General features: G+C 54.0%; 25 protein-coding genes. 19 read left to right on the top strand and 6 right to left on the bottom strand.

Features of this window, described 5'->3' with window-relative positions:
• Positions 1-120: 120 nt before the first annotated feature.
• The 3 genes from KNP95_RS04655 (at position 121) to KNP95_RS04645 (ending at position 2,847) form a co-directional block, all read left to right on the top strand.
• The gene (locus tag KNP95_RS04655) at positions 121-894 is read left to right on the top strand and encodes a flagellar hook-basal body protein (protein WP_214802236.1); all 774 of its coding nucleotides are present in this window, start codon (positions 121-123) and stop codon (positions 892-894) included.
• An 11-nt stretch (positions 895-905) separates the two neighbouring features.
• Positions 906-1,685 carry a flagellar hook-basal body protein gene (locus KNP95_RS04650; RefSeq protein WP_214835746.1) on the top strand — a complete coding sequence of 260 codons (780 nt, stop codon included), beginning with the start codon at positions 906-908 and terminating at the stop codon, positions 1,683-1,685.
• Positions 1,686-1,749: 64 nt separating this feature from the next.
• Positions 1,750-2,847 (top strand): glycerate kinase family protein, encoded by a 1,098-nt coding sequence (locus KNP95_RS04645; protein ID WP_251138462.1) that lies wholly within the window; start codon positions 1,750-1,752, stop codon positions 2,845-2,847.
• 27 nt (positions 2,848-2,874) lie between these two features.
• Here the strand turns inward: KNP95_RS04645 and mscL are convergent, their stop codons facing one another.
• The gene (mscL, locus tag KNP95_RS04640; RefSeq protein WP_214835743.1) at positions 2,875-3,252 is read right to left on the bottom strand and encodes a large-conductance mechanosensitive channel protein MscL; all 378 of its coding nucleotides are present in this window, start codon (positions 3,250-3,252) and stop codon (positions 2,875-2,877) included.
• Between the two features lie 207 nt (positions 3,253-3,459).
• On the opposite strand from mscL, the gene KNP95_RS04635 reads away from it, so the two are divergent.
• From KNP95_RS04635 to KNP95_RS04610, 6 genes are all read left to right on the top strand, one after another.
• A complete protein-coding gene (locus KNP95_RS04635; protein ID WP_029594701.1) occupies positions 3,460-3,711 on the top strand; it encodes a DNA-directed RNA polymerase subunit beta in 252 nt (83 codons plus the stop codon).
• A gap of 13 nt (positions 3,712-3,724) precedes the next feature.
• Complete coding sequence (gene fabZ / locus KNP95_RS04630) at positions 3,725-4,147, top strand: 3-hydroxyacyl-ACP dehydratase FabZ (protein WP_029594702.1); 423 nt, start codon at positions 3,725-3,727, stop codon at positions 4,145-4,147.
• Between the two features lie 12 nt (positions 4,148-4,159).
• A complete protein-coding gene (locus KNP95_RS04625) occupies positions 4,160-4,609 on the top strand; it encodes a hypothetical protein (protein WP_214719364.1) in 450 nt (149 codons plus the stop codon).
• 97 nt (positions 4,610-4,706) lie between these two features.
• The gene (locus KNP95_RS04620) at positions 4,707-6,446 is read left to right on the top strand and encodes a methyl-accepting chemotaxis protein (RefSeq protein WP_214835740.1); all 1,740 of its coding nucleotides are present in this window, start codon (positions 4,707-4,709) and stop codon (positions 6,444-6,446) included.
• Between the two features lie 63 nt (positions 6,447-6,509).
• Positions 6,510-7,559 (top strand): C45 family autoproteolytic acyltransferase/hydrolase, encoded by a 1,050-nt coding sequence (locus KNP95_RS04615; RefSeq protein ID WP_034779192.1) that lies wholly within the window; start codon positions 6,510-6,512, stop codon positions 7,557-7,559.
• Between the two features lie 116 nt (positions 7,560-7,675).
• On the top strand, positions 7,676-7,954 hold the full coding sequence (locus KNP95_RS04610; RefSeq protein WP_214835737.1) for a hypothetical protein: 279 nt from the start codon (positions 7,676-7,678) through the stop codon (positions 7,952-7,954).
• Positions 7,955-7,956: 2 nt separating this feature from the next.
• Here the strand turns inward: KNP95_RS04610 and KNP95_RS04605 are convergent, their stop codons facing one another.
• Positions 7,957-8,583, bottom strand: coding sequence for a class I SAM-dependent methyltransferase (locus tag KNP95_RS04605; protein WP_214835734.1), 627 nt, complete (start codon positions 8,581-8,583; stop codon positions 7,957-7,959).
• 74 nt (positions 8,584-8,657) lie between these two features.
• Between KNP95_RS04605 and KNP95_RS04600 the strand changes: the two genes are divergently transcribed.
• The 7 genes from KNP95_RS04600 to KNP95_RS04570 all read left to right on the top strand — a co-directional run bounded on the left by KNP95_RS04600 (position 8,658) and on the right by KNP95_RS04570 (position 15,746).
• Positions 8,658-10,145 carry a cryptochrome/photolyase family protein gene (locus tag KNP95_RS04600; RefSeq protein ID WP_214835731.1) on the top strand — a complete coding sequence of 496 codons (1,488 nt, stop codon included), beginning with the start codon at positions 8,658-8,660 and terminating at the stop codon, positions 10,143-10,145.
• A 200-nt stretch (positions 10,146-10,345) separates the two neighbouring features.
• Complete coding sequence (locus KNP95_RS04595; RefSeq protein ID WP_370448784.1) at positions 10,346-10,933, top strand: glycerol-3-phosphate responsive antiterminator; 588 nt, start codon at positions 10,346-10,348, stop codon at positions 10,931-10,933.
• Positions 10,930-12,021, top strand: a complete 1,092-nt coding sequence (locus KNP95_RS04590; RefSeq protein WP_214835728.1) for an ABC transporter ATP-binding protein — start codon at positions 10,930-10,932, stop codon at positions 12,019-12,021. Before KNP95_RS04595 ends, KNP95_RS04590 begins: the two co-directional genes overlap by 4 nt.
• The gene (locus tag KNP95_RS04585; RefSeq protein WP_214835725.1) at positions 12,018-12,923 is read left to right on the top strand and encodes a carbohydrate ABC transporter permease; all 906 of its coding nucleotides are present in this window, start codon (positions 12,018-12,020) and stop codon (positions 12,921-12,923) included. Before KNP95_RS04590 ends, KNP95_RS04585 begins: the two co-directional genes overlap by 4 nt.
• Positions 12,920-13,729 (top strand): carbohydrate ABC transporter permease, encoded by an 810-nt coding sequence (locus tag KNP95_RS04580; protein WP_058764777.1) that lies wholly within the window; start codon positions 12,920-12,922, stop codon positions 13,727-13,729. The genes KNP95_RS04585 and KNP95_RS04580 overlap by 4 nt, the downstream gene beginning before the upstream one ends.
• 15 nt (positions 13,730-13,744) lie before the next feature.
• Positions 13,745-15,055 carry an ABC transporter substrate-binding protein gene (locus KNP95_RS04575; protein WP_131471406.1) on the top strand — a complete coding sequence of 437 codons (1,311 nt, stop codon included), beginning with the start codon at positions 13,745-13,747 and terminating at the stop codon, positions 15,053-15,055.
• 1 nt (position 15,056) lies between these two features.
• Positions 15,057-15,746 carry a glycerophosphodiester phosphodiesterase gene (locus tag KNP95_RS04570; protein WP_214835723.1) on the top strand — a complete coding sequence of 230 codons (690 nt, stop codon included), beginning with the start codon at positions 15,057-15,059 and terminating at the stop codon, positions 15,744-15,746.
• A 35-nt stretch (positions 15,747-15,781) separates the two neighbouring features.
• Here KNP95_RS04570 and KNP95_RS04565 read toward each other — a convergent pair whose 3' ends face one another.
• From KNP95_RS04565 to KNP95_RS04560, 3 genes are read right to left on the bottom strand one after another with little or no spacing between them, the layout of a single operon-like run.
• Positions 15,782-16,708: a glycoside hydrolase family 32 protein gene (locus tag KNP95_RS04565; protein ID WP_251138461.1), complete on the bottom strand. Its 927-nt coding sequence runs from the start codon at positions 16,706-16,708 to the stop codon at positions 15,782-15,784.
• Entirely contained in the window at positions 16,698-17,066 is a 369-nt protein-coding gene (locus KNP95_RS16040) for a glycoside hydrolase family 32 protein (protein WP_251138460.1), read from the bottom strand. Before KNP95_RS16040 ends, KNP95_RS04565 begins: the two co-directional genes overlap by 11 nt.
• Positions 17,063-19,402: a glycoside hydrolase family 65 protein gene (locus KNP95_RS04560; protein ID WP_214835966.1), complete on the bottom strand. Its 2,340-nt coding sequence runs from the start codon at positions 19,400-19,402 to the stop codon at positions 17,063-17,065. Before KNP95_RS04560 ends, KNP95_RS16040 begins: the two co-directional genes overlap by 4 nt.
• Positions 19,403-19,573: 171 nt before the next feature.
• On the opposite strand from KNP95_RS04560, the gene KNP95_RS04555 reads away from it, so the two are divergent.
• Complete coding sequence (locus KNP95_RS04555) at positions 19,574-20,287, top strand: DUF1189 domain-containing protein (RefSeq protein WP_214835721.1); 714 nt, start codon at positions 19,574-19,576, stop codon at positions 20,285-20,287.
• On the opposite strand, the gene KNP95_RS04550 is transcribed toward KNP95_RS04555, so the two are convergent.
• Entirely contained in the window at positions 20,288-21,304 is a 1,017-nt protein-coding gene (locus KNP95_RS04550; protein WP_214835719.1) for a LacI family DNA-binding transcriptional regulator, read from the bottom strand.
• Positions 21,305-21,534: 230 nt separating this feature from the next.
• Here KNP95_RS04550 and KNP95_RS04545 point away from each other — a divergent pair, with 230 nt between their 5' ends.
• Positions 21,535-22,812, top strand: a complete 1,278-nt coding sequence (locus KNP95_RS04545) for an ABC transporter substrate-binding protein (protein ID WP_214835717.1) — start codon at positions 21,535-21,537, stop codon at positions 22,810-22,812.
• A gap of 60 nt (positions 22,813-22,872) precedes the next feature.
• Complete coding sequence (locus KNP95_RS04540; RefSeq protein WP_214835715.1) at positions 22,873-23,838, top strand: carbohydrate ABC transporter permease; 966 nt, start codon at positions 22,873-22,875, stop codon at positions 23,836-23,838.
• The last annotated feature ends 4 nt before the right edge of the window (positions 23,839-23,842 follow it).

The raw sequence follows: 23,842 nt of genomic DNA, 5'->3' as shown, positions 1-23,842 counted from the left end.
GAAAACCACTTCACATTGCGAAGTGGTTTTTTTTAGTTTTTTTCAAAAAACGGTGAATGAAACATTCGTTTGGTACGATATACAGAGTGAAGACTTTGAACGATGAAAGGAAGACGAACCATGTTACGCGGATTATATACGGCGGCGGGCGCGATGAACGCGCTCCAACGTCAACAAGAGATTTTGAGCAATAACCTTGGAAACGTCCGGACACCTGGATTCAAGGCATCGAACGGCGTCGTCCGCTCGTTCCCAGAAATGTTGCTCGCCCAAGTGAGCCACCCGGGAAATTCGGGTTCACGCGTGCAAGGCGAGGTTGGCACGTTGTCGACGGGCGTGTATTTGCAAGAGACGATGCCACGTTTCTCGACGGGAAGCATCTCCGAGACGGGGAGCCCGACCGACGTATATATGAAGGTACCGGCTGACGCGACAGGTGCCGCTATGTTCGCCGTCGAACAGAACGGTGAGACGCTCTATACGACGAACGGACGCTTCGCGGTCGATGAGGAACGCTTCTTGCGTTCGGCAGATGGTGGGTATATCCTCTCAGACGCCGGCGAACGGATTCAATTGCCGTCAAGTGAGTTCACGTTGTCAGGTGACGGGCAAATCACGTCACTCGGTCAGAACGTGGCGACGCTCGGTGCCGTTCAAATCGATGACTTGGCGACACTCGAGCAAGTCGGGAACGACTATCGGGTCAATGGAGACGCACCGCCTGCTGCGAACGTTCAGTTCCAACAAGGATTTATCGAAGAGGCAAACGTCGATCTCGATCGGACGATGGCCGATTTGATGACGACGTACCGTCAATTCGAGGCGAACCAAAAAGTTGTCCAAGCATATGACAAGAGTGCCGAGCGGGCGATTGAAATCGCTCGGATTCGTTAAGGAGGAAGCCCATGCAATCGATTTATAACTCGGTGTCGTCGCTCACGCAGCTTCAGCGCCAGCTCGATGTGACCGGTCACAACATTGCCAACGTTGACACGGCCGGCTATAAGCGGGAACAGACCCACTTCGCCTCGCTCTTGTCGCAGGCGTACGACAATCAACCACGCGCCGAGCTCGAGGTCGGGCGCGATACGCCGAACGGGATTCGTATCGGCGTTGGCGGTCACGTCGCCGATATTAGCCAACAGTTCAATATCGGTCAGATTCGCAAGACTGACCGTGGCCTTGATGTGTTCTTGAAAGCGAGCCGCCAGTTCTTCGCCGTCGAGACGGAGAATGGTGTCGGATTGACTCGGAGCGGGAATATGCAGCTGTCGGTCGGTGAGACGACGACGCTCGTCGACGTGAACGGCAACGCCCTCCTGGGTGCGGACGGGAACCCGATCGTCATGCCGAATGAGGCGACGGCGCATCGCGTCCGTCAAGATGGGATGGTCGTCGCCAGCGTGAACGGGGCCGAGCAAGAGTTCGGCCGTCTCGATATCGTCGAGGTGCGTAACACGTCAGCGCTCCAACCGCTCGGCAACAACGTCTATGCGGCTGATTTGGCGGCGGACGTTGACCGTCCGCTCGGCAATCTGTTGATCGAAGGGACGCTCGAATCGTCGAACGTCGATTTGACGAAAGAGATGACCGACATGACGATCACGCAACGTGCCTACCAGATGAATTCACGGGCGTTGTCGATGAGTGACCAGATGATGGGACTCGTCACGTCGCTTCGTTAAACACGGACCGTTCTTCCTCGGAAGAGCGGTTTTTGCGTTACACTGAATACGAGGAGGGATGGACATGCGGATTGTCGTGGCGATGGATTCGTTCAAAGGGTCGTTGACGAGCGTGGAAGCGAATCGGGCGGTTTGTCGGGCACTCGCTGGACACGATGTCATCGAGGTGCCGATTTCAGACGGAGGCGAAGGATTTTTAGATGCGTGGCTCCTGACACATCCACATGCCGAGACCATCACGCAAGACGTCATGTCGCTTGACGGGACGATGCGACAAGCGCGGTACGGTTGGTTAGAACTGACGCGAGAAGCAGTCATCGAAGTCGCCGAGGCGTCTGGGCTCACACTTGTCGATACACTCGACCCGTGGCGCTACAGCTCCTATGGGACGGGGCTGCAAATTCGGCATGCGCTCGAGAGCGGGGCGACACGCATCACCGTCGGCCTCGGCGGGAGTGCGACCGTCGACGGAGGCAAAGGCCTGCTCGAGGCGCTCGGCGTCCAATTCTTCGATGAGTTTGGACAAATCATTGGGCCGTTCCCACATCAACTCGAGCACGTCGCTCAAGTCGATTGGACAGGACTCCTCCCGGAAGCACGTCATGTCGAGTGGCGGATGGCCTCGGACGTGACGAACCCGTTGCTCGGACCAAAGGGGGCGGCGGCCGTGTTTGGACCACAGAAGGGACTGGCCCCACAAGACGTCGTTAGCTACGAGAAAGGACTTTCCTCATACGCCCGTTGTTTCGAGCGTGATGTGACGGGAGAACCGGGAGCGGGTGCGGCCGGCGGCATCGGTTTCGCGCTCTATCAGCTCGGGGCTGTGTATGTGAGCGGAATCGAGGACGTCGTGCGCTGGTCGAATCTAGAGGAGACGTTGCAAACGGCCGACTGGTTGATTACCGGAGAAGGCCACTTCGATGCGCAGTCGCTTCACGGGAAAGCGCCGTACGGATTGGCCCGTCTCGCCAACGCGCACGGGGTCCCGACACTTGTCTTCGCCGGACAATCGGAACTGATTGCCGTCCCGGACGTCGGGATTCAGGCCGTCTTCCCGATTGTTTCCCGGGTGATGATGCTCGAGAAAGCGATGCAGCAAGCGGCACCGCTCTTGACGGACGCCGTCAGCCGAGCGTTCCGGTTAATCGACAAAGACGCCTGAACCAACTTCGGTTCAGGCGTCTTTTGGTCACGGGCGTTCTTTTAATAGGTCACGAATCTCCGAGAGGAGCTGTTCTTCACGCGACAGTTCCGGCTCCGGTGTCTCTTCGACCGCTTTTTCTCGCTTCAGACGGTTCAGCACTTTGACCATCATGAACAAGGCGAAGGCGACGAGGAAGAACTTGACGATTTCTTGCAGGAAGTTGCCATACGTCACCTTCACGCCGAGCACCGACACCGCGAGCGTCGAGAAGTCGATGCCGCCGATGAGGATGCCGAGGAACGGCATGAAGATGTCATTGACGAGCGACGTGACGATGGCCGTGAAGGCGGCCCCGAGGATGAAGGCGACGGCCAGGTCAATCACATTGCCTTTGATTGCAAACTCTTTGAATTCTTTCCACATAAAAATAAACCCTCCTAAATGATGAATACTCTTACGATAGCACAGCATAGGTGGAAGCGGGCAGGAATTTTTCACAGAAGCGTCGCCCTTGCCCTAGGCCGGGCGCTTGTTCGACGTATGGTAGATACGTTACACTTATATAGAACTCATGCAATAGTTTTAATACCAGGTACTAATATGTTATGATTAATTCAGCTGAAAGGATGTATGGACGTGGCGAACGAAGAACAGAACGGCTCGGAACAGACCGAGTCCAAAGAGCGGACGGAGCGGAAGCGATTATCGAACCATCGACGTTTCCCAATCTTGTTACGCGTCATCGTTGTCCTGCTGTTGGCTTTCGTGATGCTTGCGATTGGGGCCATCATTGGGTACAGCGTGATTGGCGGAGGCGAGTGGAAGGACGTGTTCAACATCGACACGTGGCGCCATATCACCGATTTTTGGCTAACATCATAAGGGTGGTGGAACCATGTACACGATTGAACAGATTAAAGAAGTGATCCCGCATCGGTACCCGTTTTTGCTCATCGACCGAATTCTTGAAGTCGAAGAAGGCACACGGGCCGTTGGATTAAAGAATGTGACGGCGAACGAAGAGTTCTTCAATGGACATTTCCCAGACTATAACGTCATGCCTGGCGTGTTGATCGTCGAGGCGCTTGCGCAAGTCGGCGCTTTCGCGATGCTCAAGCAGGAGTCGAACCGCGGCAAACTCGCGTTCTTCGCAGGTATCGATGGATGTCGCTTCAAACGTCAAGTCGTCCCGGGCGATCAATTGCGCCTCGAGGTCGAGATTTTGAAAGTGCGCGGACCAATCGGTAAAGGGCGCGCCGTGGCGACGGTCGATGGAGAAGTTGCTTGTGAAGCGGAACTCACTTTCGCCTTGAAGTGAGGAGAGAACGAGATGCGCGTATTGGTGATTGCCTTGATTCTCGGATTGGCGACCATCGTCGGTTGCCAACAAGTGCAAGATGATCCGGTCGAGGAGAACGTCGTGTTTGAACAGGACGTTGATGATGCGATGATCGACAAGCGAGCCGGCCAATCGGAATCGATTGCGGTCTCGCTCGAGCGGACGAACAGCTCAACGATGTTGTTCACGATTCGGATGCTCGAAGACCGTCGCCTCGATCCGACGACGATCATTAGTTATGAAGTCGACGGCACGCGTGTCCCGATTCCGTTCGGTGAACTCGTCGCGGAACGCGAAGGGGATGTGCGAACTTACGTCTATCAAGCGGATTTGAACCCCGATCTATTCGTCACCGAGACGCTGCCTCTCTTCCATGTCGGAGAAGAGGGCGAGGCTGAGGTGTCGATGCCGCTCGAGGTTGTAGATTCGACAAATGAATGAACGAACGGATGATTTTTGTCGAAAATCATCCGTTTTTTTGTGCAGTTTTTTCGGAGATCGTCCGATACATACAGTAAGGACGAATGGAGGGAATCACATGAAACGAAATAAACCACAATCGCTACAGACGCGGATTTTGGCGATGATGTTGGCATTCATCACGCTACTCATCGTCACATTCGGCGTGTTGCAGTACGTCAGTACGAAGCATACGGTACAGAGCTCGATGCAAGCGGTCCTGTTGGCGGACGGGGCCCGGATCAGCGAGGCGATCGACGCGGAAGCGTATGCGGCATTTTTACAGAACCCTGCGAAAGATGAACGGTTCGAGCAGTTTCGGGAACAGCTCGACACGTATCGGACGCAAATCGGGGCCATGTATGTGTACACACTCGCAGCCGACGGCGAAGAGCTTCAAATCATCGTCGATGGTATGAGCGCGGCCGACGCGGTCGATATCGGAACGCCGACGACGGCGACATCGTTTGCGGACGCGAGAGCGGCGTTTGAAGGGGGGACCGTCACGACACCGATTGTCGAGGACCCAGAGTACGGGGACTATATGACGGTGCTCGTTCCGATCAAACAAGGCGGGGACGTCATCGGTGTACTTGGAATCGACAAAGGGGCGAGTGATGTCGCAGCGGTGACGGAAGACGTGTTGCAAGAGAGCTTGCCGCCGATTCTCATCGGACTCGTCGTCTTGCTTGGGATTGCCTCGGTCATCATCTGGCGCTACCTTGGCTGGAAACTTCGTCCGCTCCGGGAGCTCGAGCGTGTCGCGACCCATATCGCGAGCGGGGATTTGGCGACGGCGGCTCGTGAGATGGACAACATCCAGTTGAAAGCGAACGATGAGATCAAGCGGCTTACCGCCTCGATGGATCAGATGACGAAAATGCTCCGCGACTTGATTTCCGGATTACAAACGTCCGCTCAGACGGTGCGCGATGAGAGCGGCAACGTGGCGAGCATCTCGGAAGAAGTGAACGATGCCTCGCGTCAAATCGCGTTCACGATGGAAGAAATCGCGGGCGGTGTCGAGAATCAGAGCGTGCTCACGATGAAACTGTACGGACATATGAATGAGTTCTCGGGACTTGTCGACCAGACGGCGCACGACGGCAACGGCGTGAGCGAACAAGCGGAAGTCGTCAGTCGGGTGACGGCAGAAGGGCTCGAACTGATGGAGGATGCCGTCGGCAAGATGACGAACATCCATCTGCAAGTGCGCGAGTCGCAAGGCCAGGTGAAGGACTTCGAGCAACAGGCGGACGAAGTGACGGCGCTCGTCACGATGATCCGTCAAATCTCTGAGCAGACGAACTTGCTCGCCTTGAACGCGGCCATCGAGGCGGCTCGTGCCGGGGAGCATGGAAAAGGCTTCGCCGTCGTCGCTTCTGAGATTCGCAAGTTATCCGACAGCGTTGCGCGGTCGGTCAGTGAGATTTCGGAAATCGTTGGCAGCGTCAAACGAAACTCGATCGCGCTCGGCGAGACGTTCACGGACAGCATGTACGCTGCCGAGGACGGCAAGCGGACGCTCGAGGAGACGAAGCGCGCCTTCAATGAGATTGAACAGAGTGTGCGGGAGATGCAGCGCCTGACGAACTCGATGCAAGGGCAGCTCGGACGCGTCAAGACGAACCAAGACGACATCAAACGTGGTCTTTCTGACATCGCGTCGATTTCTGAAGAGAGTACGGCTGGTAACGAGGAAGTGGCCGCCTCGACCGAACAGATGTCGGCGACGAGCGAGACGATGAACCGGCTCGTTAAAGATTTGTCGCACACGGCCGAGGACATGCAACGCATGAGCCGACAGTTCAAGTTGTAAACAGTCTCAAGTCAGACATACCTCCGTTGCGTCCGTTATACTAGGCGCAAGGGAGGTTTTTTCATGCAACGCGTCTCAAGTGAACTCACACAATTCCGCGGCAGTCACTATGACTTTGGCCGCTTTCAAGGACAATACATCAAGCGCAGCAAACTGCTCGAGAACCGGACCGACCAGTGGAAGCTCCGCGTCCCGCGCTTTGAGATTGACGAGCGCGAGGCGAAGCAGGCGTTCGACCGGTTCGCTCCGAAGATTTGGGAAGAACTGCTCGGCCTGCAGGATGAGCTCGAATTGACGCTCGCCGACACGCTCCTTCACTTCGGTCATTTCCGGGTCAATAACCCGGTCAGCGGCTGTTCGATTTTGACGGGGGACAACTTCCTCGTCCGCAACTATGACTATCACCCGATGACGTACGATGGACGCTATAACGTGTTCCAGCCAGATGAGGGTTACGCCGTCATCGGTCCCGTCTCACGTGTCACCGGCCGGATGGATGGGATGAACGAGAAAGGGCTCGCCATGGGTTATAACTTCATCAACCGCCGGCGCCCGGGGGATGGGTTCGTCTGCCAGATGATTGGCCGAATGATTCTCGAGACGTGCGCCACGGTCGAGGAGGCGGTCGATCTGCTTCAAGAGATTCCGCACCGCGGCTCGTTCACGTATGTCGTCCACGACAAGTCGTCGAAGACACGCGTCATCGAAGCGACACCGCGCGACATTCGCGTCCGCGAGTCGAATATCTGCACGAACCATTTCGAACTGCTCCAACACGAGAACCGTTACCATCTTGATGATTCAACACGCCGGATGATGGAAATCAAGATGTATCAACATATCGTCCAGGACGCCGAGAGTGCGTTCCGGCTCATGAACGACTCGGACAAAGGCGTCTTCTCGGAGCTGTACAAGAGCTGGGCCGGCACGATTCACACGGCGGCTTATTTCCCGGAGACGCTCGAGACGTGGTTCGCCCTCGGTGGCGACCGCGACCCGGTCATCTTTGATTTTCAGGAGTGGCTCGATGGTAAGGATTTTGATTTACATGCCCTCGATGGGGAAATCGCGACCGACATCGAGTTCGCGAACACGGTCCAACTTTGGCGGTAACGAAAAACAAGCAGCGACTCATCATGAGCCTCTGCTTGTTTTTCGTTCGTCTGGCGCACGTTAAACCGTACTGAATTCTTTAAAACCGGGAATACTCATAGCAGGAGGGATTCATTATGAAACGAATCGGATTATTAGCCATCATGCTCAGTTTGATGCTCGTCCTCGGCGGCTGTGTGCCGGGCGACGGGACGTACACGACCGACCCGGCCGGATTCTTTTGGGGCGTCTGGCACGGGTGGATCGCACCGGTGTCACTCGTTTTAGGATTGTTCAATGACACGTATCGCGTCTATGAAGTGAATAACACCGGTTGGTTCTACGATTTGGGCTTCTACATCGCCATCATCAGCGGCTTTGGTGGGGTAGCGGTCACACGGAAGAGTCGGAGTTGACGTTAGACGGGCTTTCGTCCGGACACGGCTACTGTATGATAATCACGCGAGTCAGGACCGCGTGTCTCGACGACATCGGTCAGACCGAGCGCGGAAGCGGCGGGGATGAACTGTTCCCGCATGATGGACGCGATGCCATCCCACGTCACGTCACCTTTCCCGTCACAGTAGGTGATGACGAATGACCCGCCCGGAACGAGAACGCGATCAATTTCGGCAAGCACTGCAGGCACGTCTTCCCAAAAGTAGAGTGTATGGATGCTGAAGACACGGTCGAACTGTGCGTTCGGAAACGGGAGCGTCCCGAGGTCGCCTTCGACGACATCGGCTCGCCCGGCTTGCACGTCCGTTCGATTTCGTCGGAGCGCCGAGCGGACGATGGTCGGGGAACGGTCGAGTCCGGTCACATGCACGTGCTCAAAGCCACGCAGCATCTGCGCCAGCGCGTCGCCGGCCCCGCAACCGAGGTCGAGGATGCGGTGGTCGGGCTGAATATGAAGTTGTTCAATCGTCCAATCGACTTCGACCCGGTGTTGCCGGACCATCTTCTCACCGATATACGTCCCGACGATGCCGCGTGGATTCTCGTATTGACTGTCAATCCATGTTTGGAGACGCATGAAGCGCATCGAACCATTCCTTTCCGTATCCAGTAGATGTAGATTGAGTGTAGCATAACCATTTTGGGAGGGGAGTTGAATCGATGCGTTCCTTTTGGATTTTCGGCAATCAACTGTCTCATGAGCTCGAGCTATTCAATCATATCGAGGAGGATGACGTCATCGTCATGATCGAAGCGACATCACGGGCGACGTGGCGGCCGTACCATAAACAGAAACTCGTCCTCATCTTCTCGGCGATGCGCCACTTCGCTGAGGAACTACGAGAAAAGGGCTACACGGTCGACTATCATGAGGCCGACTCGTTCCAAGACGCATGGGACGACCACTTCACACGATATGAACCGGAAGAAATCCATTATACAGCCGTCACCGACGCCGCGATGGAGAAGAAGTTGCAACAGTTCGGTCAGAAGCACAAGCTCGTCGAACATACGGACGTGCCGCTCTTCTATTTAACGAAGAAGAAAGCGGTCGACACGATTGGCAACGCGCCGTGGCGGATGGATCGTTTCTATCGCCAGATGCGGAAACGGTTCGACGTGTTGCTCGAGGACGGGAAGCCGCGCGGTGGCAAATGGTCGTTCGATGCGGATAACCGCCAGCCGCCGAAAGACGGGCTGACGTTCCCGGCACCGATCCATTTCCGACCGGACGTCATCACGAAAGACGTCATCCAAAAAATCGAGACCGACTTCGCCGACCATCCAGGAGACATCACTCCGTTCGTCTGGCCGGTGACACGCAGTGAGGCACAACGGGCGCTCGCTCGTTTCGTCGAAGCACGTCTCGAGACGTTCGGTCCGTATCAGGACGCGATGCTGTCGGACAATCAAGACATGTCGCATAGCCTGCTGTCGGCGGCCATCAACATCGGGCTACTGACACCGGACGAGGTCGTTCAAGCGGCCATTGCGTCGGATGCGCCGCTCGCCTCGGTCGAAGGATTCGTTCGTCAAATTCTCGGCTGGCGGGAATATATGCGCGCCGTCTATGTGGCGACGATGCCGGGCTACGAGTCGGTCAACACGTTCAAACATGAGCGTGACTTGCCGAGCTATTTCTGGGACGCCGAGACGGACATGCACTGCGTCCATCAAAGTGTAAAACCCGTCATCGAGCGGGCCCATAACCATCACATCCAACGGCTCATGGTGCTCGGCAACTTCGCGACGCTGTTCGAAGTGTCGCCACAACAGACGAGTGACTGGTTCAACGAGATGTATATCGATGCCTACGACTGGGTCGTGCTACCGAACGTGCTCGGGATGGCGCTCCATGCCGACGGCGGGCGCCTCGCGACGAAGCCGTATATCGCCTCGGGAAAATATATCGACAAGATGAGCGACTACTGTAAAGGTTGCAAGTATAATCCGAAACACACGACCGAAGAGGACGCCTGTCCGTTCAATGCACTCTATTGGCACTTCATCGACAAGCACGAGGAGCGGTTCGCGAAGAACCAACGTATGAAGATGATGGTCCGTAACTGGCAAGGGCGGGACGATGCCGTCAAAGCCGACATTTTGGCGAAGGCGAGACAGACGCTCGACGAAACCGACTCCTTATGAGTCGGTTTTTTTACGTCATCTTCACAAACTTTTGCATCTGCTTCACGGCCGCTTTACATTCATCCGTTACGATATGACTTGTGAGACCCCTCATGCCAAGTGAATAGCAACCGGTAGAACATTCGAGAGACCAACAGAAGCCCGTACGTCGATGACGTCCTGTTTCTGTTGGTCCTTTTTTCTAGGGAAGGATGATTCAAGTGAATGAAACACTTCGCACGATCGGACAAGAGAAGATGATTGCCTCCATCAAATCACCGAAACAACTCGAGAAGTTCCTGCAGTCGGACGTGACGACGACGTTCCTCATGATGGGGACGCTCAGCACGCTCGATCGCTACGTCGCCCATTTGAAGCGCGAGAATCGGACCGTGTTCCTGCACGCCGAACGCATCAACGGCATCAGTCTCGACCGTGACGGCATCGACTATTTGGCGAAACGCGTCGGCGCAGACGGGATTGTGACGACGAAGGCGTCTGTCATCCAACATGCCAAACGGGCCGGCCTGATGACGGTGCAGCGCCTATTCCTCGTCGACTCGGACGCCATCTCGTCAGGCATCAAGATGGCGAAAGACCAACAGCCGGACGCGCTCGAACTGATGCCGGGTCTCATTCCGAGTGTCATCGAGCACGTCGCGGAACACGTCTCGTTGCCGATTGTGACGGGTGGGATGATTCGAAAACCGATTCACGTGCATGAAGCCTTGTCCCACGGGGCGTTCGCCGTCTCGACCGGGGATGAGCGATTATGGGCGTCGCAAGGAATGAAGGAGGATATCATATGAAATCGATTCAACTGCAGAATATCAAAAAGTCATACGACGAGACGGAAGTCATCCGTGGCATCGACGTGACAATCGAGGCCGGTGAATTCTTCGCCCTCGTCGGACCGTCGGGTTGCGGCAAGAGCACGATGCTCCGAATGATCGCCGGGCTCGAGTCAATCACGAGCGGGACGCTCCGCATCGACGGCGTCGCCGCGAACGACTTGAAACCGAGCGAACGCCAACTGTCGATGGTGTTCCAAAACTATGCGCTCTATCCGCATATGACCGTCGAGAAGAACATCACGTTCGGGTTACATACGAAAGGGCTGACGAAGCTCGAGCAGCGCGAACGCTGCCTAGCAGCGGCCGAGACGCTCGGACTGACCGACTATTTGAAGCGGAAGCCACGCGAGCTCTCAGGTGGACAACGGCAACGGGTCGCCTTAGCCCGGGCGATCGTCACCGAGTCACCGATCTGCCTCATGGACGAGCCGCTCTCGAACTTGGACGCGAAACTTCGGGCCAAAATGCGCTCGGAGATCCGACAGCTGCAACGCAAGCTCAAGCTGACGATGATTTACGTTACGCACGACCAAGTCGAGGCGATGACGATGGCCGACCGGATGATGCTGTTGAACGATGGTGAGGTCCAACAAGTCGGTCAACCGCTCGATTTGTACAATAAGCCGGCGAACACGTTCGTCGCCTCGTTCATCGGGTCACCACCGATGAATTTGACGCCGGTGCAGCGGAGTGACAAGGGCTGGGTCGCCTCGGACGGACGTTTGTTCCATCCGAACACGCTGACGCGAGAAGATACGGCGACGCTCGGCATCCGTCCGGAACAAATCACGCCGGCGAAAGAGGATGTCACGTTCTACGCCGAACTGAAGAACATCGAGGTGCTCGGCACGGAGACGATTCTCGCCTTCGATATGGGTGGCGTCGAATGGCTCGCCAAATGGCCGGGACAATGGCCGCTGTCGATCGGGGAGAAAATCGCCTGTTACGTCGACCCGAAACAGATATCTTTGTTTGATACGAACGGTAATCGTATTGAACCGCGGCAACCGAAACTGTTCGAGGCGCTGGAGGTGTTCCAATGACGGTCGCCCTTCCGAGACAACGCGTCCGGACCCGATTATCGGACGCGACGAGCGGGCTCCTCTACTTGTCACCGTCGATCGCGCTGTTCGGGATTTTCCTCGTCTATCCGCTGTTCCGGACGATTTACTTGAGTTTCTTTCAAACGGACACACAAGGGACGCCGCTCAGTTACGTCGGCGGCGAGCATTACGCCAAGCTGTTCACGAGCGCCTCGTTTTGGCAGAGCATTCAGGCGACGGTCGGCTTCGTTCTGTTGACCGTCCCTCTCACAATCATCATCGCGCTCGGTCTGGCGCTCCTCGCCAACGAGAAGCTGCGCGGCATTGACATCTTCCGGACTGCGTTCTCGGCGACGATGGGGATGAGCGTCGCAGCCTCATCCGTCATTTGGATGTTCATGTACAACCCGTCCATCGGCATCTTCAACCGTTTCTTGGAAGCGGTCGGGGCAAGCGGGGTGCAGTGGCTCCTCGACCCGCAGTACGCGCTCCTATCCGTGTCGCTCGCGACCGTCTGGATGAACATCGGCTTCACGTTCTTGATTCTTCTCGGCGGGCTGCAAAACATCGACCGGACGCTTTACGAGAGTGCGGACATCGCCGGGACGGGGTATTGGACCCAGCTCCGAGCAATCACCATCCCGATGCTGTCACCAACCCTCTTCTTCGTCGGCATCATCTCGCTCATCAATGCGTTCCAGACGTTCGGGCAGATTGATTTGCTGACGAAAGGTGGGCCGACGAACTCGACAAATGTTATCGTCTACGCCATCTATAAGGACGCGTTCATCAACTATAACGTCGGCGGGGCGAGTGCGCAGGCCGTGCTCTTGTTTCTCGCGGTGCTGGCATTGACGTGGCTCCAGTTCAAACTCGTCGAAAGGAAGGTGCATTACCAATGACGCTCCGGAAAGTAGTCACGTATACGCTCCTCGTCTTGAGCGCCGTCGTCATGCTATTCCCGATTGCCTACGCGTTCTCGATCAGCCTGATGGATGGGAGTGAGGTATTAAAAGGCAACCTCATCCCACGCGACGTCACATTCGACAACTATGTCGCCGCGTTCGAGCGGATCCCGCTCATGACGTACTTATGGAACAGTCTCGTCGTCGCACTCCTCGTCATGGTCGGTCAAGTCGTCTTGTCGAGTCTTGCCGCCTTCGCGTTCGTCTTCATCGACTTCAAAGGGAAAGGGCTCATCTTCATGCTCTTCCTCGCGACGATGATGGTGCCCTGGGAAGCGACGATGGTACCGAACTTCTTGACGATTCAGTCGCTCGGCTGGCTCAACTCGGTGTGGGGGCTGTCGGTGCCGTTCTTCGCGCTCGCGTTCGGAACGTTTTTGCTAAGACAACAGTTCAAGACGATTCCGTACGAGATGTACGAGGCGTCACAAATCGCCGGCATCAGCCGCTTCCGTTTCTTTTGGAACGTCGTCTTGCCGGTCTCGAAGACGCCGCTCGTCACGTTGTCGGTATACAGCTTTTTGACGACATGGAACATGTACTTATGGCCGCTCCTCGTGACAAACACGGAGCAGGCGCGCACGGTGCAAATCGGGATTAAGCAGATGCAGTCGAACGAGGTCGCCTCGGATTGGGGCGTCGTCATGGCGGCGGTCATCATGATCATCATCCCGACGCTGATGCTGTTATTCGCAGGACAAAAGCAGTTACAAGAAGGTCTGACGCAAGGTGCGATCAAATAATAGGGGGAAACGTTCATGAAAAAGAAAGCATTATTCGCAGGGTTGGCCAGTTCGGTATTATTGCTCGGGGCATGTGGCAGTCAAGAAGCGGAAGAGGCAGCGGCGACCACGACGACGGATGGGAAGACAGAAGTCGTGTTTTGGCACGCGATGAGCGGGGACTTAGAGACCGCACTCAACAACCAAGTCGACGCTTTCAACGAGTCACAGGACGACTATGAAGTGAAACCGGTGTTCCAAGGCACGTATGAAGAGGCGCTCACGAAGTTCAACGCCGTCGCAGGGTCACCGGACGCACCGGCCATCATGCAGACGTTCGAGGTCGGCACGAAGTATATGATCGACTCGAACAAAATCACGCCGGTCCAGGAGTTCATCGACAAAGAGGACTTCGATACGGGCGTCTGGGAAGAGAACATCTTGAGCTATTACCAAGTCGACGGCAAGCAGTACTCGATGCCGTTCAACTCGTCGACACCGGTGCTCATCTACAACAAAGACGCGTTCGAAAAAGCAGGCCTCGACCCAGAGAAAGCGCCGCGCACGTATGACGAGCTGAAGCAAGCGGCGAAGGCACTGACGACCGACGGGCAGACCGGCTTCACGATGCTCAACTACGGTTGGTTCTTCGAGCAACTTGTCGCCGCGCAAGGCGGGCTCTATGTCGACAACGACAACGGCCGTAGCGGGGCACCTACGAAAGCTGTCTTTGATGGGGAAGAAGGGCAGAACGCCTTCAACTTGATTAAAGAGATGTATGACGAGAAGACGTTCATGAACGTCGGTCAAAACTGGGACGACATGCGTGCCGCTTTCCAATCCGGAAAAGTTGCCATGTATCTCGACTCGTCGGCTGGGATTCGTACCGTGGCGGACAACGCTGACTTCGAGGTCGGGGCGTCGTATTTGCCGGTGCCGAACGAAGCCGATCGTGAAGGTGTCATCATCGGTGGGGCGTCGCTCTGGATGGGTGACGGGATCGCCGACGAGACGAAGCAGGGCGCATGGGAGTTCATGAAGTATGCGGCATCGAAAGAAGCCCAGGCCAAATGGCACGTCGAGACGGGCTACTTCGCCATCAACCCAGAGGCGTATGACGAGCCGATCGTCAAAGAGATGTGGGCCGAGTACCCGCAACTGAAAGTGACGGTCGATCAATTGAGTGAGACGAAAGCCTCGCCAGCGACACAAGGCGCCCTCATCTCGACGTTCCCGCAGTCACGTCAAAGCGTCGTCAACGCGATGGAGAGCCTATACCAAGGCGTATCGGTCGAAGAGGCATTGAAGCGCGCGGCCGATGAGACGACTTCCACCTTGGGACAATGATATGTTGATTTACGCACATCGCGGCTATAGCGCCAAGTATCCGGAGAACACAATCAGCGCGTTCAAGGCGGCGTTTCCTCACGTCGACGGCATTGAGCTCGATGTCCAATTGACGCGCGACGGACGCCTCGTCGTGATCCATGACGAGACGGTCGACCGGACGACGAACGGAAGCGGCTTCGTCAAAGATATGACGCTTCGGCAGCTCCGCTTGCTCCGGACGGAGAGCGGGGAACGGATCCCGACGCTCGAGGAAGTACTCGTCTTGATTGAACCGTCCGACGTCACGCTCAATATCGAGCTGAAGACAGATCAATTTGATTATGAAGGAATCGAGTATCTGACGTGGCTCGCCGTCACCGAGTTCAAGTTAGAAGAGCGCGTCGTCTTCTCGTCGTTCAACCCGGACACGCTCGTCCGGTTACGGGACGTCGCCCGCGAGGCGCGAATCGCCGTCTTAACCGGGGACGGGCATCCACAGCTCGTCGAGTTCGTCGAACGAGTCGGTGCCGAGGCGGTCCATGCCCAGCCGGCATTTATCGGGACGAGGGATGCGGCGATGATTCGCGAACAAAATCGGTTGCTTCGCCTGTACACCATCAATGACCCGAGCGAGCTGCCGGACACGACCGGTGTCGACGCCATCATGACGGACGAGGTCGAGCGGTTTCAATCAAGGTCGCATCACTAAATAACACCCGAGACACTGGTCTCGGGTGTTATTGGTTAGAAGCGGTGTAAGGTTGCCGATAGGTCGCCATGTAGTTGATGGGTGCGTGAGGACGTCGAATAGACCCGACTCGAGAAGACGAATTCCCCATCGTTCACGAATACCTCCATGGAAGACGCGTCGACGAAGATTCGGAACGTCGTGCCCATTGCCTGTAGCCGACGGACATCTGTGCCTCGTGTCAATTCGAGCCAATCGCCTGTCTTCGAGAAAGTAGCGGCTTTCCCAAAACAGTCGAATTGAAAATCGCCATGTGTCGAAAGCGACAATTCGAACGCATTTCCTTCGAACTTCGGACCAGCCAACACATGACTCTGTTGTCGAAGCGAAATCATCTCTTCAATCGGTGTCATATATATATGACCGTCGCGAAGTGACGGTTCACGAGGAATCGTCATCTGGTTCGTCCATCCCTCGGCTTGTTCCGGCCAGTCGCGTTCCCACATCGCGTTCCAGCCGATTAATATTCGACGGCCGCGCTTGTCGAGAAATGTTTGAGCCGCGTAAAAGTCATGGCCATAATCGAGCTCGGTGAACGGACCGTGCGTGAAACGCGGGAGTTCGAGATCGAGCGTGCCGACGAAATAACCGCATTGATGCAAATTGTGATACCGGTCCCCGTCGGGCTCCATTCCTTGGGGGGATAGAAGCAAGACGTCTTGACCGTCAAGCGAGAAGAGATCGGGGCATTCCCACATCCAACCGTGGCGTCCGGTTTCGCCGGCAATGACGCCGCGCTCAGACCAATGGATAGCGTCATCAGAGTCGTACAAGACGACTTTCCCGTCCGTCGCGTCACGTGTGCCAAGCACCATATAGAAACGACCATCTACTTCCCATACTTTCGGGTCCCGGACGTGAGCGTTTCCCTGTTGTGGTATTTCAGAAATGAGCGGATTCTCCGCAGCCTTTTCAAACGTCAAACGTCACGCCGTCGACGGACGTGGCGAGGCACTGGACTTGATGTAGCGCCTCCCGCTTCTCGTCGAGCCATGTGTTGCCGGTATAGTAGAGATGAAGGACTCCGTCTTTCACCAAGGCGCTTCCGGAGAAGACGCCGTCACGGTCATAGTCATGATCTGGCCGAAGCGCTATCGGTTTGTGCTCCCAATGAAAGAGGTCGGTCGATGTGGCGTGTCCCCAGTGCATATCGTCCCACTCCACACCGAACGGATGATATTGATAAAACAAATGATAGACACCGTTGGACTGACAGAGTCCGTTCGGGTCGTTCATCCAACCGAAGGGCGGAGCGAAATGGTAACGGGGACGATAGCTCATACGGACAACACTTCGCTTGTGAACGTATCCGTGATTTCTCGTGTCTCTCCGTACACTTCGATGACGAGCGGTTCGGTCGAAGGCGTGCGACGCGTGATTGTGACTTGATCTTGAGACGCTTGAACGTTGAGCGTCTCACCTTTCCAATCAATCGAGTACGTGAGGGCGTTCCACGCTTTCGGGAGCATTGGCGAGATGCGCAAGTTTCCACCTGTCATCCGGACACCGCCGAATCCGTTGACGACTGCTTGCCAAATCCCACCGAGCGACGCTGCGTGGATTCCTGCGTCAGACGTCTTCATGTTCGGGCCGAGATCGATTTCAGACGCGCGACGGAACAAGTCGTAAGCGAGTTCTTGGTCTCCGAGGTCAGAGGCGAGGACGCTGTGTGTCGACAGAGAGAGCGACGAATCATGTAGCGTCTTCGGCTCATAGTACTCCCAGTTGGCACGTTTGACGTCTGTCGAGAACAAGTCTTCGAGCAAGTACATCAAAATCATGACGTCTGCTTGTTTCGATACCTGAATCTCATTCACTTGCTCGAGATTGTAGTCGTAGAACATCGAGCCGACGTTTTCTTGATTTTTGTATTTCGTCAAATCGATGATTTCTTTCTGCAAATACGTATCATCTTGTGGCAAGACACCGTCTTCACGGACTTGCGGTAAGTAAATCAAATCAAGGACGTGGCGGAACCGTTCGACAGCCGTCTCAAGGTCGAGCTTTTCGTTCAACCGCTGGAATAGCTCTGGTTTCTCATTGCGGAGCAGTTCCACGTATTCAATCGCTGTTTGGATGTTCCAGTGCGCCGTATAGTTCGTGAACGCGTTGTTGTCGACATGTTCCTTATATTCATCGGGACCGACGACTTGATTGATCTCATAACGACCCTCCGCTTCATCCCACTCAAGTCGGCTCGCCCAGAACTTAGCCGTATCGATGAGCAATTCATAGCCGTAACTGTCCATGAAGTCTTGGTCACCAGTGACATGATAGTACTGCCAAGCCGCGAACGCGATGTCAGACGTGATATGTTGCTCGATAAAACCAGACCATATTTTTGTGGCTTCACCTGTCACGATGTCGGCTGCACCCCAGACCGGTGTGACTTCACCGTCGTCGAGCCATGCCGATTCCCAAGGGAACATCGCGCCTTCATATCCGTTCTCTTTCGCTTTTCGGTGCGCTCCTGGCAACGAGAGATAACGATATTCGAGCAAACTACGTGCGATTTTAGGGTTTGTGTACGTGTAGTAAGGTAAGACAAAGATTTCTGTGTCCCAGAACGTATGCCCTTTATAACCTTCACCTGATAAACCTTTCGCCGCGACGTTCATCCGATTGTCATGTTTCGGTGTCATGACTGCCAAATGATATTGGGCGAACCGAACGGCCAACTGATCGAACATTTCTTCTGAGTCGATAGTGATCGGTGCGTGCGACCAGACGAGATTGTCCCAAGCATTGACGTGATCGATAAACAAACGGTCATAGCCACGTGCTTCGACTTCACGCGTCACACTCAAAGCATAGTTTGCAAGTTCTGCTGTCGTTTCTACTGTCAATTCTTGATCACGGGAAGTGAAAACAGTCGAATATTTCTCGATTGTCAGCGTCTCGTTCGCCGGGATGACAATGTTTGAATAGTCGAAGAAGATTTGGCGACGGTCCATCTTGATGATGGATTTCGGTTCGAATAATTCATTTTGACTGAATCGGTGGACGCTATGGAAAGCAAAGTCGATGCCGGATTCTGTCGTCGTTTGTAACTGCTGCATGAATCGACCGTCATAGAGACGTTTGTCGCCTTCTAAAAAGTGTTGGACCCCACTGTTAGTCATTTGTCCATTGATCCCGGATGTCATCGTCAACACGCTCTCTTGCTTTGGTGTGACGGTGACACGTTGGGCAATGACATGCAAGTTGGCCATCGATACGAAACGGTGGAAGACGAGATCATAGACGCCACCGTCAGGACTCTGCCACGTCACTTCACGAACTAGCTCGGCTTGTTTCAAATTTAACGTGCGGCGGTAGGCGAGGATCTCACCTTGCGTCAAATCAAAGCGGACTCCATTCAATGTGAACTCCATCCATAACACATCCGCCGCATTCGGCAGTTCTGTTACTTCGTTGTCAGCAAATTTGTTGAATGTTCCAGCGACGAATAAATTTCGTTGCTCGTTGGCATAGTGTTCCTCCGTAACCGAACGAAGTCCCATATAGCCGTTTCCGAGTGAAAAGACGGCTTCCCCTTTACCGAGCCATTTAGTGCGGAACCCGTCCTCTGAGACGAGCCAATGTTGTAACTCTCCAGTACCAGTCGTATAGTTCATCAGTGTATTCGTCACCTTGTAACCTCCTGTATGATAAAGCGCTTTCTTGATTCGACCCCATTCTATCCGAAACGTTTCGGATATTCAATACCAATTTTATTTTAATTCCTTTTCTTAGCTTGGAAAACGTGATTAAATGGGGTCAGAAACGTTTTAGAAAAGAGGTTTGACATGGAGCAGGTGATTGCTAGTCTTGGGTTTCAATTCGAAAAGGTACAAGCGTGGAGAAAACAATCAATCTGGAAGTCAATCTTCTATGTGATCATCGCGGTGTTATTGGCGAATGTGCTCGTATTTGGTTTGAAATGGGTGAACCAATCGAACGAAATAGCGACGGATTTGCCGGCTTTTACGGTCACGGATCAAGGAATCCGTTATGAAGAACCGTTCATGTTTAACATGGGAGTGCTGGATTTGGCAGTGATGGTAGGAGAGGAGCGTGAAACGGATGCGTTGCAGACGCTCTTGTTGGTGGATTCGGGCTGGGTATTCAAACGTAGTGGTGTTTCGACTGAGTTGAAGGAATACAGTAGCTTGCTCGTTTTTTTAGGCGAGGCGGAATTGACGGAACGAGATGTCGCACGAATTCTAGAGGATTTGAAATGGTTCTACCCGCTCTACATTTATGGGGCGATCGTCGTGGACGTGTTGATTCATCTCGTCGTCATTTCTTTCCTTGCCCTCGCAGGACTCGGATTCCGTCGCTTCGTGCCGATTCGCTACAAAGAGGCGTGGACGATTACGGCTTATGGCATCACGGCGCCGCTGTTAGTGCGAACGGTCATCGCTTTATTACCGGTCACTGTGCCGATGCTATCTGTTTTATATTGGGCGACCGTCGGCATCTTTGCGTTTATGACGATACGAAAAATCGGCGATGAGTGATCATCGCCGATTTTTTGCGACCGATTCTCTTAGAATCAGCTCATTATTGACGAACGCCTCGTGCGGCACGTCTTGTCCCTCGACGATATGGACGACCATCGAAGCGGCCTTCCGTCCCATCTCGTACGGCTGTTGGCCGACAGTGGTGAGGGGCGGGGACACATATTGGGACAATAAGATGTTATCGAACCCGATAATTGATAGATCTTCTGGCACATTCAAGCCGAGTTCGCGCGTGGCTTGAAGGACACCGAGCGCCATCACATCGGAAGCGCAGAAGAATGCGGTAACCTCAGGATGGTTCAGTAAAAACGGCAAGGCAGCGCCTTTGGAAGCGAGTTCTTCGAAATCACCGTTCAATACGTATTCATCACGAAGTTCGATCCCATTTTCTTGAAGCACTTGACGATACGCGTCATACCGGACCGTCGAGACATATGCGTGGGCGGCGCCGTTCATGAAGGCGATGTGACGATGTCCGAGTCGAATCAAATAGCGGACGGCCTGTTTGGCGCTTTCGAGTTGATTCGAAGTCACGTATCCGGTGTTCACGCCTTCGACAGGAATATCGACTAGCACGCAAGGAACAGTGCTCTCGATGGCTTCGAGCAAGTATGGGTCATCGCGTTTCAACCCTTGGATGACGACACCGTCAAGCTGGCGTTCGGCGCACATCTGACCGTATGTTTTATTTTTTTGTTTAGAAGTCGTCGTCGAGAGGAGGACGAACTCATAATCGAGCGTGGACAGCTCATCCGATACGCCACAGAGCGTCTCGAACAGAAAATTATCCTTCACACTTTCTCGTTTCAAGTCGGTGACGAGAAAGCCGATTGTCTTTGATTGCTTCTTCACTAAGCTACGGGCGAGGATGTTCGGACTGTAACCGAGCTCTTTAGCGACGCTCATAATCTTGTCCCGCGTCTCTTTATTTACATCGTCATACCCGTTCAATGCACGGGACACGGTCGTGACGGAAAAGCCTGACGCTTTGGAGACATCTTTCAAAGTGGCCATGGTGGTAGACTCCTTCTCTATGAAAACGTTATGGTTAATATTCAAATTTGATTTAGATATCTATAGTCTAGACGCATAGTGCGAGGTCTGTAAACCTCTAAAAATGGGGCTTTGTAACCCGTTTAAAAATAATACTTGATTTCCGAAACGTTTCGGGTATAAAATCAGGTTGTGAGTTGAAAGCGGTTACTTTAATTCGAGTTTGATCATCCATGAGGAGGAAATTACACATGAATAAAAAAGTATCAAAGCCATTATCTGTTTTCATGCTATCGGGTCTTGTCTTTACTGCCGCATGTGGCGGCGAGGAGGAAGCACAAGTCGCTTCAGACCCGTCTGAGCTCGAAGGAAAAGAAATCACGGTCGGGACATGGAAAGGGACAGACGCTGAAGTCAAAGCGTTCGATGAATTGCTAGCGGCTTTCACGGACAAGACGGGCATCAAAGTGAAGAAGAAAGTGTATAACGACTATCAAACGCAACTTCAAACAGACCTTGTAGGCGGAACAGCACCAGACGTCTTTTACGTTGATGCGTTTCTCGCTCCTGAACTTTCGAAGCAAGGGGTGCTCGAGCCACTCGATCAATATGTAGAGCAAACCGAAAAAGATTTAGGCGACTTTTATGAGCCGGCCATCAATGCGTTCAAATCGGAAGACCAATTGTTCGGGCTACCGAAAGACTACTCGACGCTCGGTCTCTATTATAACAAGAAGATGATTGAGGATGCCGGATTCACAGCGGACGATATTCCGACGGAGATGGAAGAACTTCCTGGGTTCTTGAAAGAGTTGCAGGGCGAGCTCCCATCGGGTGTGACACCAGCCATCACATCATCTGAGTTGGCGCGTCATATGTTCGTACTTCAATCAGGTGGCACAGATATCGTCGATGGAGACGGGAAAGCGGTCTTGTCGCAACAAGATCAAATCGCTGCCTTGCAACCGCTTGTGGATGCCTATCAAGACAAACTTGTTCAACGTCCAGCCGACCTTGGTCAAGGTTGGGCCGGTGACTCGTTCGGGGCTGAAAAAGCTGCCATCATGATTGAAGGGAACTGGGCGATTTCACATATCCAGCAGAACTTCCCGGATGTCGAGATGGGAACGAAAGAAGTTCCGACGATCGGTGGCGATAGCGGTTCGATGATGTTCACGGTATCGTACTCACTCAATAGTGATTCGGAAGAAAAAGCCGCGGGTTGGGAGTTTATCGATTACGCGACTTCAAAAGATGGCATGAAAATCTGGTCTGAAGGGGCAGGCGTCTTGCCGTCACTCAAATCAATTGCAGAAGAGCTTAACCTTCAAGACGATGAGTTGAAAGCGCCGTTTGTTGCTGCTGGAGCGTATGCGACTCCTTGGCAAAAAGGGGACTCACTCTCAATCGTTGCCCGTGAATACAATAACTTGTTGCCGGCAGCTCTAAAAGGCGACATGACGCTTGAAGAAGCGATGAAAAAAGCAGAAGAGACAGCGAATAAAGACATCGAGACGCAATTGCAATAAAGAAACAATTGGGCTCGCGTAACCGCGCGAGCCTCGTTGTGTTCGGAGAGGGAGGATCATATGGGCACACAGCTCGAAATCAATCGGCGTACGGATGCGGCATCGCAAGCACCACCGCCTAAAAAGAAAAAAGGTAGTGAGCGCAACCGTCGTGAATCGATGCAGGGCCTCACGTTCATGTTGCCGACGCTGATCATCTTAGTGACATTCACGTTACTTCCGATTGCGTACTCGCTGTTTTTGTCGTTTACGCGCGTCAATTTATTTGGCGGCATCGATTTCCAATGGGTCGGCTTTGAAAACTACGTCAACGCGTGGAACGATGACCGGGTCTGGACCGCATTGAAAAATACGTTCCGATATGCGTTGTTCGTCGTACCGATTCAAACGGCGATTGCCCTGTTGATGGCTGCCGTCCTTAATTCAGGGATTCGGTTTCAAAACACGTTCCGGACGATTTACTTCTTGCCGACACTCACATCGAGTTCGGCGCTCACGATGATTTTCATGTTCTTATTCAGTTTGAACGGTCCAATTAACAACGTCCTCGTCAGTCTTGGGTTTCTCGAGGCACCCGTCAACTTCATCAACGAGACCGACTTTGCGCTCACGACCATCATGGTCATGAACATCTGGTCGACGGTGCCGTTCTTCATGACAATTTATTTGGCGGGACTGCAAGATATTCCATCGTCACTCTATGAAGCGGCGTCACTCGATGGGGCGAACGCATGGCAAAAATTGATGAAGATCACGGTACCGAACTTGACGCCGGTCACAAACTACGTCTTATTGATGGGGATTATCGGTTGCTTCCAATTGTTCGATCAGGCGTATATCATCTCCGGAGGAACCGGGGGACCGAACAATGCGACGCTCACCTTCTCGCTCATCATCTATCAATATGCGTTTAAGACGATCGGGACGATGGGCTATGCGTCAGCGCTGGCTATCATCTTGACGGTCATCATTTTCACGGTGTCGATGCTTGCCCGTAAGTTGAACAAGGAAGAATCCAACTATTAAGGAG

Source organism: Exiguobacterium sp. s36 (assembly GCF_018618345.1).
Classification (GTDB): Bacteria; Bacillota; Bacilli; order Exiguobacteriales; family Exiguobacteriaceae; genus Exiguobacterium; species Exiguobacterium chiriqhucha.
Note: the sequence above shows the minus strand (reverse complement) of the source record. Positions and strands in the feature narration are given on the sequence as shown.

What these genes read in the sequence shown, in the direction of transcription:
- KNP95_RS04655 (WP_214802236.1), top strand. Translation starts at nt 121, where the DNA reads ATGTTACGCGGATTATATACGGCGGCGGGCGCGATGAACGCGCTCCAA.
- KNP95_RS04650 (WP_214835746.1), top strand. Translation starts at nt 906, where the DNA reads ATGCAATCGATTTATAACTCGGTGTCGTCGCTCACGCAGCTTCAGCGC.
- KNP95_RS04645 (WP_251138462.1), top strand. Translation starts at nt 1,750, where the DNA reads ATGCGGATTGTCGTGGCGATGGATTCGTTCAAAGGGTCGTTGACGAGC.
- mscL (WP_214835743.1), bottom strand. Translation starts at nt 3,252, where the DNA reads ATGTGGAAAGAATTCAAAGAGTTTGCAATCAAAGGCAATGTGATTGAC.
- KNP95_RS04635 (WP_029594701.1), top strand. Translation starts at nt 3,460, where the DNA reads ATGGACGTGGCGAACGAAGAACAGAACGGCTCGGAACAGACCGAGTCC.
- fabZ (WP_029594702.1), top strand. Translation starts at nt 3,725, where the DNA reads ATGTACACGATTGAACAGATTAAAGAAGTGATCCCGCATCGGTACCCG.
- KNP95_RS04625 (WP_214719364.1), top strand. Translation starts at nt 4,160, where the DNA reads ATGCGCGTATTGGTGATTGCCTTGATTCTCGGATTGGCGACCATCGTC.
- KNP95_RS04620 (WP_214835740.1), top strand. Translation starts at nt 4,707, where the DNA reads ATGAAACGAAATAAACCACAATCGCTACAGACGCGGATTTTGGCGATG.
- KNP95_RS04615 (WP_034779192.1), top strand. Translation starts at nt 6,510, where the DNA reads ATGCAACGCGTCTCAAGTGAACTCACACAATTCCGCGGCAGTCACTAT.
- KNP95_RS04610 (WP_214835737.1), top strand. Translation starts at nt 7,676, where the DNA reads ATGAAACGAATCGGATTATTAGCCATCATGCTCAGTTTGATGCTCGTC.
- KNP95_RS04605 (WP_214835734.1), bottom strand. Translation starts at nt 8,583, where the DNA reads ATGCGCTTCATGCGTCTCCAAACATGGATTGACAGTCAATACGAGAAT.
- KNP95_RS04600 (WP_214835731.1), top strand. Translation starts at nt 8,658, where the DNA reads ATGCGTTCCTTTTGGATTTTCGGCAATCAACTGTCTCATGAGCTCGAG.
- KNP95_RS04590 (WP_214835728.1), top strand. Translation starts at nt 10,930, where the DNA reads ATGAAATCGATTCAACTGCAGAATATCAAAAAGTCATACGACGAGACG.
- KNP95_RS04585 (WP_214835725.1), top strand. Translation starts at nt 12,018, where the DNA reads ATGACGGTCGCCCTTCCGAGACAACGCGTCCGGACCCGATTATCGGAC.
- KNP95_RS04580 (WP_058764777.1), top strand. Translation starts at nt 12,920, where the DNA reads ATGACGCTCCGGAAAGTAGTCACGTATACGCTCCTCGTCTTGAGCGCC.
- KNP95_RS04575 (WP_131471406.1), top strand. Translation starts at nt 13,745, where the DNA reads ATGAAAAAGAAAGCATTATTCGCAGGGTTGGCCAGTTCGGTATTATTG.
- KNP95_RS04570 (WP_214835723.1), top strand. Translation starts at nt 15,057, where the DNA reads ATGTTGATTTACGCACATCGCGGCTATAGCGCCAAGTATCCGGAGAAC.
- KNP95_RS16040 (WP_251138460.1), bottom strand. Translation starts at nt 17,066, where the DNA reads ATGAGCTATCGTCCCCGTTACCATTTCGCTCCGCCCTTCGGTTGGATG.
- KNP95_RS04560 (WP_214835966.1), bottom strand. Translation starts at nt 19,402, where the DNA reads ATGAACTATACGACTGGTACTGGAGAGTTACAACATTGGCTCGTCTCA.
- KNP95_RS04555 (WP_214835721.1), top strand. Translation starts at nt 19,574, where the DNA reads ATGGAGCAGGTGATTGCTAGTCTTGGGTTTCAATTCGAAAAGGTACAA.
- KNP95_RS04550 (WP_214835719.1), bottom strand. Translation starts at nt 21,304, where the DNA reads ATGGCCACTTTGAAAGATGTCTCCAAAGCGTCAGGCTTTTCCGTCACG.
- KNP95_RS04545 (WP_214835717.1), top strand. Translation starts at nt 21,535, where the DNA reads ATGAATAAAAAAGTATCAAAGCCATTATCTGTTTTCATGCTATCGGGT.
- KNP95_RS04540 (WP_214835715.1), top strand. Translation starts at nt 22,873, where the DNA reads ATGGGCACACAGCTCGAAATCAATCGGCGTACGGATGCGGCATCGCAA.